Genomic DNA, 16438 nt, shown 5'->3' with positions numbered 1-16438 from the left:
ATTCACTCCCCTGAATCGACGCCGTAGTCGTTCGAACCGACGCCGTCCGAAGCACTGCCGTCCGAACCACGCATGGACTCGCCGTCGTCACCGAGTCCGCCTCGGAAGTCCGCATACCGCGATCGAGCGATCACCCGATACGCCGTCCCGTCCCGCCACGCGTCGAGAGTGTTTCTGCACGTCCTCATACCCGGTTGGACGCAGACTGTCGGCCACCGGTTCCGCGGCAGCGCAGCGAGACGTACGGTGCTAGCCGCTGTTGCGTAGTGCCGTGGCCAGGCCGTTCATCGTCAGCAGGATTCCTCGTTTGACCCGTTCGTCGTCGTCGCCGTTGCGGTATCGACGCAACATCTCGACCTGCATCTGGTTGAGAGGTTCCAGGTACGGGAACCGGTTGTGTACCGATCGCTCCAGCGCCGGGTTGTCCTCAAGCAGTCGACTGTGACCGGTGATCTTCAGATACATCCGAACGGTGGTGGCGTGTTCGGCCTCGATCATGCCGAAGATGCGTGCGCGGAGGTCGGCGTCGGGAACGAGTTCCGCATACCGAGCGGCGATGCCCAGATCGGACTTGGCCATGACCTGCGCCAGGTTGGACAGCACAGTGCGGAAGAACGGCCACTTTCGATACAGATCCGCGAGTACCTCCAGCTTGGAGTCGTCGTCACCGACCCACTCCTCGAACGCCGATCCGGTGCCGTACCAGCCGGGCAGCATGACGCGGCACTGACTCCACGACATCACCCAGGGGATAGCACGCAGGTCGTACACGGAATTCGTCGGCTTACGCGACGCCGGACGCGACCCGATGTTCAACTCGCCGACCTCGGCAACGGGCGTGGACGTGCGGAAGTACTCGACGAACCCGGGCTCCTCGTGCACCAGCCGGCCGTACGCTGCCCGAGCTTTGGCCGCGAGATCGTCCAGAACGTCGTAGGCGGCCTCGGCGCCGTCACCCAATCCTTCGAGGTCGAGCAGCGTCGATTCGAGTGTGCCCGCGACCAACGATTCGAGGTTGCGCCGCGCCATCGACGGTTCGGCGTACTTCGCTGCAATGATCTCGCCCTGCTCGGTGAGACGAAGCGATCCCTGCACCACGCCGGGCGGTTGCGCCAGAATCGCGTCGTAACTGGGGCCGCCGCCGCGCCCGACGGTGCCACCGCGACCGTGGAAGAGTCGCAACCGAATTCCTGTCTTACGGGACGCTTCGAGCAGGTCGAGTTCTGCCCGATACAGCGCCCAGTTGGCCGCGAGATAGCCACCGTCCTTGTTCGAGTCCGAGTAACCGAGCATGACCTCCTGGTTCATGCCTCGACCGGCGACGAGAGCTCGATAGATCGGAACGTCGAGAGTGGCGAGCAGCGTCGCGGCACCCTGCTGCAGGTCCTCGATCGTCTCGAAGAGCGGCACGACACCCACCGTCGACGTAGGTGCCGAACCGTCGACGCCGGGATCGAAGATCCCCGCTTCCTTGAGCAGCAGGGCCGCCTCGAGCATGTCACTGACGGACTGACACATGCTGATGATGTAGTTCTGAACGGTGTCCGGGCCCAGGTGGTCGATGGCCTCCTTGGCCGCCTTGACGATGCCCAGTTCCTTCGCAGCGAGGTCGCTGAGTTGCGCGGTGGGCCCGATCAAGGGACGCCGAGTGGCGAGTTCGTGGGACAGCACCGACACGCGCTCGTCCTCGTCGAGAGACCGGTAGTCCTGATGAACCCCGGCCCAGGCCAACAGCTCCGCGACCACTTCCTCGTGGGTCTCGGAGTTCTGCCGCATGTCCAGAGCCTGGAGATGAAATCCGAACGTCTCGACCGATTGCCGCAGTCGAAGCAGCCGATCGTCGGCGATCAGACCGTCTCCGTCGGCCCGGAGCGCGCGGTCCAGAGTGTCGAGATCGTCGAGGACTTCCTGCGGGCTCGCATACGGGTTGGCACCGAGATCGATTCCGGACACCGGAACCGCGTCGAGCACCGCCCGTGCCGTTGCTGTCAGCCGGGCCCGGATACCGACAACGGCAACACGGTACGGTTCGTCGGCCCGGCGGTCGTCCGGTTCCGCAGACGCCTCGGCCAGAGCCTCCAGTTCCTCGGTGACCGCGACGAGCCGCGCGGACATCGACAACTCTTTCTCCAACGCAACCAGTTCGTCGAGGTAGTGCTCGAACGCCACGTAACCGGCCTGATGAGTGGCCGTGTGCACCACCTCGCCGGTGACGTTCGGGTTACCGTCGCGGTCTCCTCCGATCCACGACCCCGGCCGAAGTATCGGCCGCGGCAGCAGGTCGTCCTCCGGCCATCGCGCTCGCAGCGCCGCGCGGACATCGGCATTGAGGGCGGGCATGACATCGAACAGCGAGGACTCGAAGTATCGGAGACCCACTTCGATCTCGTCTTGGATGCGCAATCGCGACAGCCGAATCAGGGCGGTTTCCCACAGCGTCAGCACCTGCCGGCGAATCTGCACGTCGATCACGGCCAATTCCTTGGCGGCTCCGGCGGCTTTGCCCTCCGGGGCAGCCGACGCGACCTCGCGCCGACGCATCAGTGCGGTGATCTTCGATTGGACGTCGAACACCGTTCGACGACGCGTTTCGGTGGGGTGCGCGGTGATGACCGGGGCCACCAACGCGTCGGTCAGCGCGGCGGCGACCTGCTCGCGCGACGGAGCGGCGGCGTCGATCTTCGACCACGTGGCGTCCAGGCTGCTGTCCTGCGGCGGGTCTCCGTTGTCCAGATGAATGGCTCTCCGGCGCTCACGGTGAAGATCCTCGGCCAGGTTCGCCAGCAACGAAAAGTGGCTGAACGCGCGGATCAACGGAACAGCTTGAGCCACTTCGACATCGGTGTACCGGCCGACAGAGTCGTCGCGTTCGATCTCCGAGCGGCGCACCGCGAAGGATTCCACTCGCGCGGACTCGATGAGCTCGAAGACCTCGTCGCCCTCGTGTTCCCGAATGATCTCACCGAGGATGCCGCCGAGATAGCGGATGTCCTCCCGCAGTGGCTCGGTCAACTCTCGCCCGCGAGCTGTCGGTGTGACGAATGCCGGGGAACCGACTGACTCGTAAGAGGATTCGCTCATCCCCCCAGTATCGTCGCTCGGCCGTCAACTCGCACTCGGAGCCGGGACGGATCAGGTGTACTTGATCTCGAGACCGATCCCGAGGATCGCGATGAGCCAGATGAGGCCGGTGAATACGGTGAGGCGGTCGAGGTTCTTCTCGACGACCGTGGAGCCGGACAGGCTGGACTGCACGCCGCCACCGAACAGGCTGGACAGACCGCCACCCTTGCCGCGATGCAGCAGGATCAGCAAGATCAGCGCCAGGCTGGTGATGACCAGCAGAATATCCAGAAACAGATCCATGTCCACCTCAAACTCGATTCGATGCCCTCAGCAGCCTACCTGGCCCCACGAACGACTTCGGACACCCCGCCGAAGCGAGGTGTCCGAAACCAGTTCTGTGCAGCGGTGACGATGGCCGATCAGGGCAACGGTCCCCCTGCGGCGATGGCCGACAATGTGGCGAACTCGTCCGCCTTGAGCGAAGCGCCACCGACCAGCGCGCCGTCGACGTCGGGCTGGCCGACGATCTCGCCGACGTTCTTGGCGTTGACCGAACCGCCGTACAGCACGCGGACGCCCGCGGCGACCTCGGCCGACGCCAATTCCTTCAATTCCTCCCGAATGGCACCGCACACTTCCTGAGCGTCCGACGCCGAGGCCACGCGTCCCGTGCCGATGGCCCATACCGGCTCGTAGGCGATGACGACCTTGGCGATGTCGTCGGCCGAGAGGCCGTCGAGCGAACCGCGGAGCTGAGCCACGTTGTAGGCCACGTGCTCACCGGCCTCACGGATGTTCAGACCCTCGCCGATGCACACGATCGGTGTGAGCCCGTTCTTCAAGGCAGCCTTCGTCTTCGCCAGAACGACGGCGTCGTCCTCGCGGTGCAACGTGCGTCGCTCGGAGTGGCCGACCACGACGAAGGTGCATCCCAGCTTGGCCAGCATCGACCCGCTGATCTCGCCCGTGAATGCGCCGCTGTCCTCGGCGGAGACGTCCTGCGCACCATAGGTGAGCAGGAGCTTGTCGCCTTCGATGAGCGTCTGGACGCTGCGGATGTCGGTGAACGGCGGAATGACCGTGACGTCCACCTTGTCGAAGTACTTCTCGGGCAGCGAGAAGGCGATCTTCTGCACAAGCGAGATGGCCTCGAGGTGGTTGAGGTTCATCTTCCAGTTGCCCGCGATGAGCGGCTTACGTGCCATGCGTTACGCCTCCAGGACGGATAGACCGGGCAGCTGCTTGCCCTCGAGGTATTCGAGGGATGCACCGCCACCGGTGGAGATGTGCGAGAAGCCGTCGTCGGGCAGCCCGAGGGTGCGTACCGCAGCCGCGGAATCACCACCACCGACCACGCTGAACGCGCCCTTCTCGGTGGCTCCGATGATCGCCTCTGCGATGCCCTTGGTACCGGCCGAGAACTTGTCGAACTCGAAGACGCCTGCAGGTCCGTTCCAGAAGATCGTCTTCGCATTGGACAGCACGACGGCGAAACGACTGACCGAGTCCGGTCCGATGTCCAGACCCATCCAGCCGTCCGGAATTTCGGACGCCTTCACGGTCTTCGACTCGGCGTCGGCCGCGAACTTGTCTCCTACGACGATGTCGACCGGAAGGTGGATCACGTCGCCGAAGCGCTCGAGCAGGTCCTTGCAGACCCCGATCTGATCCTCCTGAAGCAGCGAGTTACCGACCGAATAGCCCTGCGCCGCAAGGAAAGTGAACGCCATGCCGCCGCCGATGACGAGGGTGTCGACCTTGGGAGCCAACGCCTCGATGACGCCGAGCTTGTCCGAGACCTTGGAGCCGCCGAGCACCACCGCGTACGGACGAGCCGCATCCTCGGTCAGCTTGGCCAACACCTCGACCTCGGCCGCGACGAGTGTGCCCGCGTAATGCGGAAGCAGCTGCGCCACGTCGTAGACCGACGCCTGCTTGCGGTGCACGACGCCGAATCCGTCGGAGACGAATGCCGCATCGTCGCCGGCGAGAGCAACGAGCTCGCGAGCCAGTGCGGCTCGCTCGGACTCGTCCTTGCTGGTCTCACGCGGATCGAAGCGGATGTTCTCGAGCAGCAGTACGTCGCCGTCGGTCAGGCCCTCGGCGCGTGCCTCGGCGTCCTGACCCACAACGTCTCCCGCGAGCTGGACGTGCCGGCCGAGCAGTTCGCCGAGCTTGGCAGCGACCGGAGCCAGACTGTACTTCGCATCGGGCTTGCCGTCGGGGCGACCGAGGTGAGCGGTGACGATGACCTTCGCTCCGGCTTCGACCAGTGCACGAAGGGTCGGAATCGACGCCTGGATGCGGCCGGGGTCGGTGATCGTGCCGTCCTCGAGCGGGACGTTGAAGTCCGATCGCACGAGGACGCCACGTCCTTCGACACCGGCATCGAGCAGATCCTGCAGTGTCTTGACAGCCATCGGTGTCAGAGGGACTTGCCGACGAGACCGATGAGGTCGGCGAGGCGGTTGGAGTAGCCCCACTCGTTGTCGTACCAGGAGACGATCTTCACCTGGTCGTCGATGACCTTGGTCAGCGGCGCGTCGAAGATCGACGAGTGCGGATCGGTGACGATGTCCGAGGACACGATGGGATCGGTGTTGTACTTCAGGATGCCCTTCAGCGGGCCCTCCGCGGCAGCCTTCATCGCGGCGTTGATGTCCTCGGCGCTGGCCTTCTTTTTCAGCAGAGCGGTCAGGTCGGTGACAGAGCCGGTGGGGATCGGCACCCGAAGTGCGTAGCCGTCGAGCTTGCCGAGCAGCTGCGGGAGAACCAGGCCGATGGCCTTGGCTGCACCGGTACCGGTGGGGACGACATTCAGAGCTGCGGCACGTGCACGACGCAGATCGCTGTGCGGGCCGTCCTGCAGGTTCTGATCCTGCGTGTACGCGTGAATGGTCGTCATGAGACCCGAGACGATGCCGAACTCGTCGTCGAGAACCTTGGCGATGGGGCCGAGGCAGTTGGTGGTGCACGACGCGTTGGAGATGATGTTCTGGCTGCCGTCGTACTTGTCGTCGTTGACGCCCATGACGATGGTGATGTCCTCGCCCTTGGCGGGCGCGGAGATGATGACCTTCTTGGCACCGGCGTCGATGTGACCCTGAGCCTTCGCAGCATCGGTGAAGATGCCGGTGGACTCGACGACGACGTCGACACCCAGGTCACCCCACGGAAGTGCGGACGGTCCCTCACGCAGCGACAGAGCCTTGATCTTCTGGCCGCCGACGACGATGGTGTCTTCGCCTTCGAGCGAGACGTCGTGCGGCAAGCGGCCCAGGATCGAGTCGTACTTGAGCAGGTGTGCGAGCGATGCGTTGTCGGTCAGGTCGTTGACAGCAACGATTTCGATGTCGGTGGTACCGAGCGCCTTCTGCGCGTCGACAGCCCTGAAGAAGTTACGCCCGATGCGGCCGAAGCCGTTGACGCCTACCCGGATCGTCACTGTTCGCTCCTAAAAGTTGTGAAAACAGATGTCTGGTCGTGCCTGCATGCGGGGTGCCACACGCGGTTCCTACCCTAGTGTGCGCTCCGGCGGAGCGCGCGCATCACTCGATCGAGGCGCTCTACGCCTCGTCGAGCAGCTCTGCGGTGACCGCCGACTCGGTGTCGGGTATCCCGGTCTCCTTCGCTTTCCGATCGGCCATGGACAGCAGACGCCGGATCCGACCGGCCACCGCATCCTTGGTCATCGGCGGGTCGGCCAACTGACCGAGTTCCTCCAGTGAGGCCTGGCGGTGCTGAACCCGAAGCGAACCTGCCGCAGCGAGATGATCGGGTACGTCGTCGCCGAGAATGTGCAGAGCCCGCTCGACGCGAGCGGCGGCCGCAACCGCGGCCCGAGCGGACCGGCGCAGGTTGGCGTCGTCGAAGTTGGCCAGACGGTTGGCGGTGGCCCGCACCTCGCGGCGCATCCGGCGCTCCTCCCACACCAACCGGGTGTCCTGAGCGCCCATGCGCGTGAGCAACGCTCCGATTGCTTCGCCGTCTCGTACGACGACTCGATCGGTGCCGCGCACCTCACGTGCCTTGGCTGCCACTCCGAGGCGCCGAGCGGCACCGACGAGGGCGAGCGCTGCTTCGGGCCCGGGGCAGCTGATCTCGAGCGCGGACGACCGGCCCGGCTCGGTGAGCGAGCCGTGGGCGAGAAACGCGCCGCGCCACGCGGCCTCGGAGTCGCCGACCGTGCCGCCCACGACCTGAGCGGGCAGGCCACGCACGGGACGTCCACGGAGGTCGAGCAGCCCGGTCTGGCGGGCCAGAGCCTCACCGTCCTTGGCCACGCGCACCACGTACCGAGACGTCTTGCGCAGGCCTCCGGCACTGAGCATGTGGACATCCGAGGAGTAGCCGTACAGCTCGAAGATCTCGCGTCGCAGCCGCCGTGCGATGGAGCCGAGATCCACCTCGGCCTCCACCACCACTCGACCCGCGACGATGTGCAACCCGCCGGCGAAACGCAGCAGGGCGGACACCTCGGCCTTGCGGCAGCTGACCTGACTGACGGTGAGCCTGCTCAGCTCGTCCTTGACCTCCGCTGTCATGGCCACGAAGTGATCCCCTCTCTGCGCGCCGCTGTCGGTACCGAGCCGTCGGTGGACGACACGATGGCTCCGAGAGCAGCAGCCAGCTTTCCGTAATGATGTGCGTGAGTGCCGGTTTCGGCAACGTCGACGTAGACGACCCCAGCGCCGAGCCGGGCCGCGGCGCGCGCAACGTGCTCGCGGTTGCTGCCCTCCGGGACCGAGGCAGAATCGACCAACACGTGGTCGATTCCCAAATCAGGTGCGTGTTGGGAGAGTACGTGGACATGTCGCTCGGCGGAGAATCCGGTGGTCTCCCCCAGCTCCGGTGCCAGGTTGAGGACCAGTACCTTGGGCGCGCTCGTGCGCGCCAGTGAAGCGAGCTGATCCGGCACCAGAACATGGGGAATGACACTCGAGAACCACGATCCGGGACCGAGCACGACCAGGTCCGCCGCGGCGATGGCGGCCAGCGCCGCCGGCGTTGCAGGCGGATCCGGTGGCAACAGACGCACGCGTCGAACCTTGCCGGGCGTCGTGGCGACGGCGACCTGACCGCGAATGACGCGACTCACGCGTGGGTCGTCCTCGAGGCCGGACACATCGGCTTCGATGTCGAGCGCAATCGGTGACATCGGCAGCACTCGTCCGTCGATACCGAGCATGTGCACCATCTCGTCGAGGGCAGCTATCGGGTCGCCGAGTACTTCGGTGAGCCCGGCGAGCACCAGATTGCCCACCGAGTGGCCGGCCAAGGCACCGGTGCCCCCGAATCGGTGCTGAATGACGTCGGTCCACAGCTGGGTCCTGGCGTCCGAGCGCGCCAGGGCAGCCAGCGCCATCCGGAGATCGCCGGGCGGGATGACGCCGAGTTCTGCCCGCAGACGACCCGAGGACCCGCCGTCGTCGGCGACCGTCACGACTGCAGTGACATCGCTGCTGAGCAGCCGAGCTGCCGACAGCGTCGCGTACAAACCATGGCCGCCGCCCAGAGCGACGATCTTGGGACCCGATCCCGATACCGGACGGTGCGGAGTATCGCTCATTCGCGGCCCAGATCACGGTGCAGGACGCGGACCGATACGTCCCCCTGTTCGGCGAGAATACCGGCCAGGGCCTCCGTCATCGCGACGCTTCGGTGTTTTCCTCCGGTGCAGCCCACGGCCACCGTCATGTATCGCTTGCCTTCCCGCACGTATCCCTCGATGGTCAGATTCAACAGGTGCGTGTACGTCTGCAGGTAGTCGTGCGCCCCGTTCTGTCCGAGGACGTAGTCGCGCACATCCGCGTCCTGACCGGTGTGTTCGCGCAGTTCGGGCACCCAGTGCGGATTGGGCAGAAAACGCACGTCGCAGACCAGGTCGGCATCCATCGGTAAGCCGTACTTGAAGCCGAAGGATTGGACCGTCACGCCGACGCCGACAGTGTCGGAGGCCCCGAAGACCGTTTCGATCTTGCGCCGAAGCTGGTGCACCGACAACGAGGTCGTGTCGACGGTCAGGTCGGCGGCCGCCTTGACCTGCGCGAGCCGTAGTCGCTCGGCGGTGATCCCCTCGGTCAGAGTTCCGTCCTGGCCGTCGTTCTGCAACGGGTGACTGCGCCGATTCGATTCGAACCGCTGGACCAGCACGGCGTCGGACGCATCCAGGAACAGCACGCGATTGCGCACACCCTTGGAGTCGAGTTCCTTGACCACCCAGCCCAGATCGCCGGTGAACAGGCGGCTGCGCACGTCCATCACCAAGGCGAGACGCTCGATACGGGGCTGCGACTCCAGCCCGAGATCGACCATCTTGGAAATGAGCTCGGGCGGCAGGTTGTCGGCCACGTACCAACCCAGATCTTCGAGAATCTTGGCGGCCGTGCGCAACCCGGCGCCGGACACGCCCGTGACCAACGCCACTTCGATGCCGTCGCGCGGCGAATCTGCCCGCTCGTCGGGGTTTCCGGGGTGCGGCTCGGACGGAGGGTGTGCCTGTGTCTGGTGTTCGCTCACTACGAAGCCTGTCCCGCCGATTCCACACGCGGTTCGATCGCATGGTCGGCCGTGTTCTCGCCCGGTGTCGTTGCCGTTGCGCTGCCATCATCGCCTACATCGGCCCCGCTCGGGTCGGAACCCAATGCGGCCAGCACCGACTTGGCGGTAGTGGTGCCGATTCCGGGGACCTCGACGATTTCTTCGACCGTTGCCTTCTTGAGATTGGCCACCGATCCGAAGTGCGCCACCAGCGCGGTTCTCCTCGACTCGCCGAGCCCGCGCACCGAGTCGAGGGCCGACGCAGTCATACGGCGCGATCGCTTGCTCCGATGGAAGGTGATGGCAAATCGGTGCGCCTCGTCGCGCACTCGCTGCAGGAGGTACAGAGATTCGCTCGTACGCGGCAGGATCACCGGATCCTCCTCCCCCGGCACCCACACTTCTTCCAGTCGTTTGGCGAGCCCGACGACGGCGACGTCGGTGACACCGAGTTCGTCCAGCACTGCTGCGGCAGCTGCGACCTGCGGTGCACCGCCGTCGACGACGAACAGGTTGGGCGGATAAGCGAACCTGCGTGGCCTCCCGGTTTGGGGATCGAGCGCGGCTTCGGGAGCAAGATCGCCACCGCTCCCGACAGCATTGGCTCCGTCTGCGGAATGACGGAGGAAACGACGGCGGGTCACTTCGGCGATGCTGGCGACGTCGTCGGAGTGCCCGTCGCCCGCCGCTTCCTTGATCGCGTAGTGGCGGTAGTCGCTCTTGCGAGGCAATCCGTCCTCGAACACGACCAGTGACGCGACCACATCGGTGCCCTGTACGTGCGAGATATCGATGCATTCGATTCTCAGCGGCGCCGAATCGAGGTCGAGCGCCTCCTGAATACCTTGCAGCGCAGCAGATCTCGATGTGAAATCACCCGCACGCTTCAGCTTGTGCTGCTGCAGAGCCTCTTTGGCGTTGCGTTCGACGGTCTCGGCCAGTGCCTTCTTGTCGCCGCGCTGCGGAACCCGCAACGTGACGTTGGATCCACGCAACTCGCTGAGCCACACCTGCACTTCGTCGGCGTTGTCCGGTAGCACCGGCACCAGAACCTCGCGAGGAACGGCGTTGGACCCGCCGTCGTCGGTGCCCGGGGTCTGCGCGGACAACGCCGCCTGTTCGCCGTAGAACTGGGTGAGAAACTGTTCGACGAGGGCGGGGAGGTCGGCCTCGTCCTGCCGCTCGATCACCTCACCCGCCTTCTCGACCACCCACCCGCGCTGTCCCCGTACACGGCCACCGCGGACGTGGAAGACCTGAACGGCGGCTTCGAGGGCGTCGGTGGCGAACGCGACCAGATCTGCGTCGGTACCGTCACCGAGCACCACGGCCTGCTTCTCCAACGCCCGACGCAGCGCGCCCACGTCGTCACGTAACCGTGCTGCGGTCTCGAAGTCGAGATCCTCCGAGGCCGCCTGCATCTTCTTCTCGAGCTGCCGCACGAGTTTGTCGGTCTTGCCGGCCAGGAAGTCGCAGAAGTCCTCGACGGTACTGCGGTGTTCCTCGGCGCTGACGCGTCCCACGCACGGTGCCGAGCACTTGTCGATGTACCCGAGCAGGCAGGGGCGACCGATCTGGTTGTGCCGCTTGAAGACTCCGGTCGAGCACGTTCGTGCCGGGAACACGCGCAGCAGCAGGTCGAGCGTCTCGCGAATGGCCCACGCATGAGCGTAGGGACCGAAGTAGCGCACGCCCTTACGGCGGGGTCCGCGGTACACGAACAGGCGTGGGAATTCCTCGTTCATCGTCACCGCGAGCATCGGGTAGCTCTTGTCGTCGCGGTAGCGGACATTGAACCGTGGATCGAATTCCTTGATCCAGTTGTACTCGAGCTGCAGTGCCTCGACTTCGGTGGTGACCACCGTCCACTCCACGGACGCCGCGGTGGTGACCATCTGCCGGGTCCTCGGATGCAGCGAGGCCACGTCGGCGAAGTAGGAATTGAGGCGACTGCGCAGGCTCTTGGCCTTGCCTACGTAGACGACGCGACCGTGCGGATCGCGGAATTTGTACACGCCCGGTTCCACCGGGATGGTTCCGGTGGCCGGACGATAGGTAGCGGGGTCGGACACGCCTTCCACGTTAGCGGTCGGGTCCGACGTTCTCCGCATCTCCAGCTCAGCAGCGGTGCCCGAGAGCGTGCGGCAGAGAGTCAGTCCTGATCGACGCGAGCGGGCGCGTACTCGCGCTCGAGCGCACGGAACTTTCGGACGGCCGCGACGGCGTGCTCACGATCGTTGGACTGGATGGCCATCACATTGATGAACTCGTCGTCGGGGATGTCGACCCTGGCCCACATCGCCCCGTCGGGAAATGACAGGCCGCGGACAAGATCCCACTCGATCATCCGCTCCGAGAACACGTTTCGGACCGCCACACCTGCCGGACCGACGCGAATGCGCGGGCGGGTGAGCAGCAGAGCCAGGCCCGCCAGCAACACGCCTATTCCCGCCATCGCCAGCTGATCGGCGGTCCTGAAGTACACCCCGGTCGGCGACACCCGAAGCAGCACCGCGACAGTCGAATGAGCGACGACGAGCAACACCGCGGCAGCGATCGCGTACCGGGCCGACTTACGGGACTTCACTTCCATGTCCCATTCGGACGGGGATTCGTCGCGCGTCATTGGAAGTCCTGATTGGTCCACGGCTGCCGGAGGTGCTTGAGGGTCAGGGCCGTGTCGATGGCGGCCGCGGTGGCCTGCCCACCCTTGTCCTCGAACGAGTCGGGCAGACCGGCGCGATCGAGCGCCTGCTGCTCGTCGTTGGTGGTGAGCACCCCGTTGGTGACCGGAGTGCCCTCGTCGAGCGATACCCGTGTCAGGCCTGCGGTGACGGCATCGCAGACGTACTCGAAGTGCGGTGTGCCGCCGCGGATGACCACGCCGAGAGCGACGACGGCATCGTGGGTGCGAGCCAGGGCCTGGGCGACGACGGGTAGTTCGATGGCTCCGGCGACGCGTATGACCGTGACGTCGCGTACCCCGGCGGACTCGGCTTTGCGGAGCGCACCGGCGAGCAGCGCCTCGGAGATCGTCCGATGCCACTGACCGGCCACGACAGCCAACTTCAGATCACTCGCGCCTGCCAGCTGAAGGGTGGGTTCGCCGTCGCCGCTCATGGGTTGACCCCGTTCTCGCGGGCAGGAGTGGAGCCTGCGGAATGACCTGCGGGGTCATTTTGCTCGAAGTCGTCCAGGCCGACCAGGTCGTGGCCCATGCGGTCGCGTTTGGTGCGCAGGTAGGTGAGGTTTTCGGCGTTGGCGCGCAACGGCATCGGCACCCGCTCGGTGACGTGCAGGCCGTAGCCGTCGAGCCCGACTCGTTTGGCCGGATTGTTGGTGAGCAGGCGCATCGACGAGACCCCGAGGTCGACGAGGATCTGGGCGCCGATTCCGTAGTCGCGGGAGTCTGCGGGCAGACCGAGCTGCAGGTTGGCGTCGACGGTGTCCGAGCCTGCGTCCTGGAGTTGGTAGGCCTGGAGTTTGTGCAGCAGGCCGATTCCGCGTCCTTCGTGTCCTCGCATGTACAGCACGATTCCGCGATCCTCGGCCGCCACCATTTCGAGGGCGGCGTCCAGCTGAGGGCCGCAGTCGCAGCGCAGCGATCCGAAGACGTCGCCGGTGAGGCATTCGGAGTGCACCCGGACCAGCACGTCGCTGCCGTCGGCGTCGGGGCCGGAGATGTCGCCGCGCACCAGCGCGACGTGCTCGACCTCGTCGTAGATGCTCTGGTAACCGACGGCCCGGAAGGTGCCGTGGCTGGTGGGGATGCGCGCGTCGGCGACGCGGACGACGTGCTTCTCGTGCTTACGGCGCCACGCGATCAGATCGGCGATCGAGATCAGTGCGAGGTCGTGTTCGTCGGCGAACACCCGCAGCTCGTCGGTCTGCGCCATCGCTCCCTCGTCCTTCTGGCTGACGATCTCGCAGATGACTCCGGCGGGGCGGAGGTCGGCCATGCGGGCGAGGTCCACGGCCGCCTCGGTGTGGCCGGGGCGGCGCAGTACGCCGCCTTCCTTGGCGCGCAACGGGACGACATGGCCGGGGCGGGTGAAGTCGTTCGCTCCGGTGTCGGGGTCGGCGAGCAGGCGCATCGTGGCTGCTCGGTCGGAGGCGGAGATACCGGTTCCGATACCTTCTCGTGCGTCGACGGTGACGGTGTACGCCGTTCCGTGCTTGTCCTGGTTGGTGGCGAACATCGGCGGCAGGCCGAGTCGGTCGCAATCCTCACCGGACAGCGGGACACAGAGGTAGCCCGAGGTGTAGCGGACCATGAAGGCAACCAGTTCCGGGGTGGCCTTCTCGGCGGCGAAGATGAGGTCGCCTTCGTTCTCGCGGTCCTCGTCGTCGACGACCACCACTGCTTTGCCCGCAGCGATGTCCGCAACTGCGCGCTCGATACTGTCGAACCTGGTCACGAAAGTGCGCTCCATAGGTCTCGGGCCTGGCTCAGCGCCCTGGATATGTCTCCGATGCACCGTTACCTGCGTGCACTTCAACAGTACTTACTGTGCGTCGATCGCCTGCAGCCGCTCCACGTACTTGGCGATGACGTCGACTTCGAGGTTGACCGGTGAACCCACCTCGGCCGTGCCGAGTGTGGTCAGGTCGAGGGTGGTGGGGATCAGCGAGATCTCGAACCAGTGCCCGCCGTCGTCGACTCCGAGCCCGGACACGGTGAGCGAGACACCGTCGACCGTGATGGATCCCTTCTCGACGACGTAGCGCGCTACCGACGTGGGCATCGTGATGCGCACGACGGTCCAGTTCTCGGACGGGCTGCGTCCGGCTACCGTGCCGGTTCCGTCGACGTGTCCTTGGACGAGGTGCCCGCCGAGCCTGCTACCGAGTGCCGCTGCGCGTTCGAGGTTGACGCGACTGCCGATATCCAGAGCGCCGAGGCTCGATCGGTTCAACGTCTCCTGCATGACGTCGGCGGTGAATCCGCCGTCGGGAAGTACTTCGACGACGGTCAGACATACTCCGTTCACCGCAATGGAATCCCCGTGGCCAGCATCGGAGGTCACCACCGGGCCCCGGACGGTGAAGCGAGCGGCGTCGGGCAGTTCGTCCTTGGCCACGATCTCGCCCAGCTCTTCGACGATTCCGGTGAACATCTACTTCGCTCCTTCGGGCACGACACTCAGAAGAACGTCGTTGCCGATCATGGTGACTGTCTCCGTGCGGAACCGAATTGCGTCGGCAATTGTTCCGATCCCCGCATTCTCCACCGCAGCCGGGCCGGTCCCCAACACCGCAGGTGCGATGTAGGCGACAATGCGGTCCACGAGACCGGCGGCGAGGAACGCGCCGGCCAGAGTCGGACCACCTTCTATCTGGATGTCGGTGTACTCGCTCAGCGCGTCGATCACCGCAGCCGGGTCATGTGTGTCCAGAAACACCGTCGGTGCCTCCGGACCGCGGATCGCGGCGGTCGCCGGTACGGGCCTCGATCCGACGACAACTCGAACCGGCTGATGCGACGATAGGGTGCCGTCGGGGCGACGGGCGGTCAGCCGTGGATCGTCGGCCAGTACGGTTCCGGTTCCGACGACGATGGCGTCGAGCTTGGCCCGTTCGGCGTGCACGTGCGCCCGCGCCTCGGGTCCGGTGATCCATTGACTCGTACCGTCGGCAGCCGCGCTACGTCCGTCGAGTGTCGCGGCGTACTTCCAGGTGACGTGTGGCCGTCCGGTGCGTTGTTTGTGCAACCAGGCCCGCAGTGGGCCCTGCTGTACCTCGCGCGCACCGACGCCCTGTTCGACGCGAATCCCGGCGTTCCGCAGTGTGTCTGCCCCGCCGGACGCGAGCGGGTTCGGATCCGCTACCGCGAACACGACCGACGCGACCCCGGCTGCGACGAGGGCCTGCGAGCACGGTCCGGTGCGGCCCGTGTGGTTGCACGGCTCGAGTGTCACCACCGCGGTGCCGCCGCGCGCACGGTCGCCGGCTTCGGTGAGTGCGACGATCTCGGCGTGCGGGCCGCCGGGTGGACGGGTGGAGCCGGTGCCCACGACGACGCCGCGGCCGTCGAGGATCACGGCACCGACCGCGGGGTTGGGGCTGCTGATACCCCGAGCGGCCTCGGACGCGTCGACGGCCAGAGCCATCGCCTCGACGACCGACACGGCCGGGCCCGGGGCGTCGGTCACGACAGGTGGTGCGATGCGCGGGCGGCCCGGCCACGGAGATCGCGCACTGCGGCGGCGGGATCGGCGGTGTTGTACACGGCCGAACCGGCCACGAAGCAATCGATGCCGGCCTCGGCGGCCTGCTCGATGGTGTCGGAGTTGATGCCGCCGTCGATCTCGACCACCAAGCGTAGATCTCCAGAATCGACAAGTGCCCGAACCGCTTTGGCCTTGGACAGCACTTCGGGCATGAACGACTGGCCGCCGAAACCGGGCTCCACACTCATCACCAGCAGAGTGTCGAAGTCGCGCAGAATCTCGAGGTAGGGCTCGATCGGGGTACCCGGCTTCACCGACAGGCCGGCTTTCGCACCGGCGGCCCTGATGTCGCGCGCCACGGCGGTGGGGTCATCCGTTGCTTCGGCGTGGAACGTGACGTTGTATGCCCCGGCCTCGGCATACGGCGGGGCCCAGCGCGCCGGATCCTCGATCATCAAGTGGCAATCGAGGGGAATACTCGTTGCTTTGAGCAGACTCTCGACCACCGGTAGCCCGAGGGTGAGATTGGGGACGAAGTGTGCGTCCATGACGTCGACGTGGAGCCAATCGGCCCCCGTGACGGCATCGGCTTCGGCGGCGAGGCGCGCGAAATCGGCGGACAGAATCGAGGGAGCGATCATCGGGGAAACCACGACTGGTGA

16 protein-coding genes are annotated in these 16438 nt (G+C 65.9%); all 16 read right to left on the bottom strand.

The features are described 5' to 3' along the window. Positions 1 to 2: 2 nt before the first annotated feature. Positions 3 to 188, bottom strand: a complete 186-nt coding sequence (locus CH281_RS26605; RefSeq protein WP_139278435.1) for a hypothetical protein — start codon at positions 186 to 188, stop codon at positions 3 to 5. A gap of 61 nt (positions 189 to 249) precedes the next feature. Further along, positions 250 to 3081: a phosphoenolpyruvate carboxylase gene (gene ppc, locus CH281_RS13355; RefSeq protein ID WP_032372464.1), complete on the bottom strand. Its 2832-nt coding sequence runs from the start codon at positions 3079 to 3081 to the stop codon at positions 250 to 252. A 51-nt stretch (positions 3082 to 3132) separates the two neighbouring features. Continuing rightward, entirely contained in the window at positions 3133 to 3366 is a 234-nt protein-coding gene (gene secG, locus CH281_RS13350) for a preprotein translocase subunit SecG (RefSeq protein WP_027497008.1), read from the bottom strand. 119 nt (positions 3367 to 3485) lie between these two features. Next, positions 3486 to 4271, bottom strand: coding sequence for a triose-phosphate isomerase (gene tpiA / locus CH281_RS13345; protein ID WP_032372465.1), 786 nt, complete (start codon positions 4269 to 4271; stop codon positions 3486 to 3488). A gap of 3 nt (positions 4272 to 4274) precedes the next feature. After that, positions 4275 to 5486 carry a phosphoglycerate kinase gene (locus CH281_RS13340; RefSeq protein WP_027497006.1) on the bottom strand — a complete coding sequence of 404 codons (1212 nt, stop codon included), beginning with the start codon at positions 5484 to 5486 and terminating at the stop codon, positions 4275 to 4277. 5 nt (positions 5487 to 5491) lie between these two features. Continuing rightward, entirely contained in the window at positions 5492 to 6511 is a 1020-nt protein-coding gene (gene gap, locus CH281_RS13335; protein ID WP_008716538.1) for a type I glyceraldehyde-3-phosphate dehydrogenase, read from the bottom strand. Between the two features lie 121 nt (positions 6512 to 6632). After that, on the bottom strand, positions 6633 to 7616 hold the full coding sequence (whiA, locus tag CH281_RS13330; protein ID WP_027497005.1) for a DNA-binding protein WhiA: 984 nt from the start codon (positions 7614 to 7616) through the stop codon (positions 6633 to 6635). Then, a complete protein-coding gene (locus CH281_RS13325; RefSeq protein ID WP_052053305.1) occupies positions 7607 to 8635 on the bottom strand; it encodes a gluconeogenesis factor YvcK family protein in 1029 nt (342 codons plus the stop codon). Before CH281_RS13325 ends, whiA begins: the two co-directional genes overlap by 10 nt. Continuing rightward, on the bottom strand, positions 8632 to 9498 hold the full coding sequence (gene rapZ, locus CH281_RS13320; RefSeq protein WP_032365838.1) for an RNase adapter RapZ: 867 nt from the start codon (positions 9496 to 9498) through the stop codon (positions 8632 to 8634). Before rapZ ends, CH281_RS13325 begins: the two co-directional genes overlap by 4 nt. 86 nt (positions 9499 to 9584) lie before the next feature. Then, a complete protein-coding gene (gene uvrC, locus CH281_RS13315) occupies positions 9585 to 11678 on the bottom strand; it encodes an excinuclease ABC subunit UvrC (protein WP_052053350.1) in 2094 nt (697 codons plus the stop codon). 80 nt (positions 11679 to 11758) lie between these two features. Continuing rightward, on the bottom strand, positions 11759 to 12232 hold the full coding sequence (locus CH281_RS13310; RefSeq protein WP_027497001.1) for a PH domain-containing protein: 474 nt from the start codon (positions 12230 to 12232) through the stop codon (positions 11759 to 11761). After that, positions 12229 to 12726: a 6,7-dimethyl-8-ribityllumazine synthase gene (ribH, locus tag CH281_RS13305; protein ID WP_032382074.1), complete on the bottom strand. Its 498-nt coding sequence runs from the start codon at positions 12724 to 12726 to the stop codon at positions 12229 to 12231. Before ribH ends, CH281_RS13310 begins: the two co-directional genes overlap by 4 nt. Next, entirely contained in the window at positions 12723 to 14024 is a 1302-nt protein-coding gene (locus CH281_RS13300) for a bifunctional 3,4-dihydroxy-2-butanone-4-phosphate synthase/GTP cyclohydrolase II (RefSeq protein ID WP_052053351.1), read from the bottom strand. The genes ribH and CH281_RS13300 overlap by 4 nt, the downstream gene beginning before the upstream one ends. An 87-nt stretch (positions 14025 to 14111) precedes the next feature. After that, on the bottom strand, positions 14112 to 14723 hold the full coding sequence (locus CH281_RS13295; RefSeq protein ID WP_032391440.1) for a riboflavin synthase: 612 nt from the start codon (positions 14721 to 14723) through the stop codon (positions 14112 to 14114). After that, entirely contained in the window at positions 14724 to 15716 is a 993-nt protein-coding gene (ribD, locus tag CH281_RS13290; RefSeq protein WP_032391612.1) for a bifunctional diaminohydroxyphosphoribosylaminopyrimidine deaminase/5-amino-6-(5-phosphoribosylamino)uracil reductase RibD, read from the bottom strand. A 38-nt stretch (positions 15717 to 15754) separates the two neighbouring features. Then, a complete protein-coding gene (rpe, locus tag CH281_RS13285; RefSeq protein WP_032391441.1) occupies positions 15755 to 16429 on the bottom strand; it encodes a ribulose-phosphate 3-epimerase in 675 nt (224 codons plus the stop codon). Positions 16430 to 16438 lie beyond the last annotated feature (9 nt).

The sequence above is a fragment of the Rhodococcus sp. 06-221-2 genome (genome assembly GCF_002258365.1).
Classification (GTDB): Bacteria; Actinomycetota; Actinomycetes; order Mycobacteriales; family Mycobacteriaceae; genus Rhodococcoides; species Rhodococcoides fascians.
Note: the sequence above shows the minus strand (reverse complement) of the source record. Positions and strands in the feature narration are given on the sequence as shown.

Coding starts and splice junctions, on each gene's coding strand:
- ribD (WP_032391612.1), bottom strand. CDS start 15,716: ATGGCTCTGGCCGTCGACGCGTCCGAGGCCGCTCGGGGTATCAGCAGC.
- ribH (WP_032382074.1), bottom strand. CDS start 12,726: ATGAGCGGCGACGGCGAACCCACCCTTCAGCTGGCAGGCGCGAGTGAT.
- CH281_RS13340 (WP_027497006.1), bottom strand. CDS start 5,486: ATGGCTGTCAAGACACTGCAGGATCTGCTCGATGCCGGTGTCGAAGGA.
- tpiA (WP_032372465.1), bottom strand. CDS start 4,271: ATGGCACGTAAGCCGCTCATCGCGGGCAACTGGAAGATGAACCTCAAC.
- CH281_RS26605 (WP_139278435.1), bottom strand. CDS start 188: ATGAGGACGTGCAGAAACACTCTCGACGCGTGGCGGGACGGGACGGCG.
- CH281_RS13295 (WP_032391440.1), bottom strand. CDS start 14,723: ATGTTCACCGGAATCGTCGAAGAGCTGGGCGAGATCGTGGCCAAGGAC.
- CH281_RS13310 (WP_027497001.1), bottom strand. CDS start 12,232: ATGACGCGCGACGAATCCCCGTCCGAATGGGACATGGAAGTGAAGTCC.
- secG (WP_027497008.1), bottom strand. CDS start 3,366: ATGGATCTGTTTCTGGATATTCTGCTGGTCATCACCAGCCTGGCGCTG.
- CH281_RS13325 (WP_052053305.1), bottom strand. CDS start 8,635: ATGAGCGATACTCCGCACCGTCCGGTATCGGGATCGGGTCCCAAGATC.
- ppc (WP_032372464.1), bottom strand. CDS start 3,081: ATGAGCGAATCCTCTTACGAGTCAGTCGGTTCCCCGGCATTCGTCACA.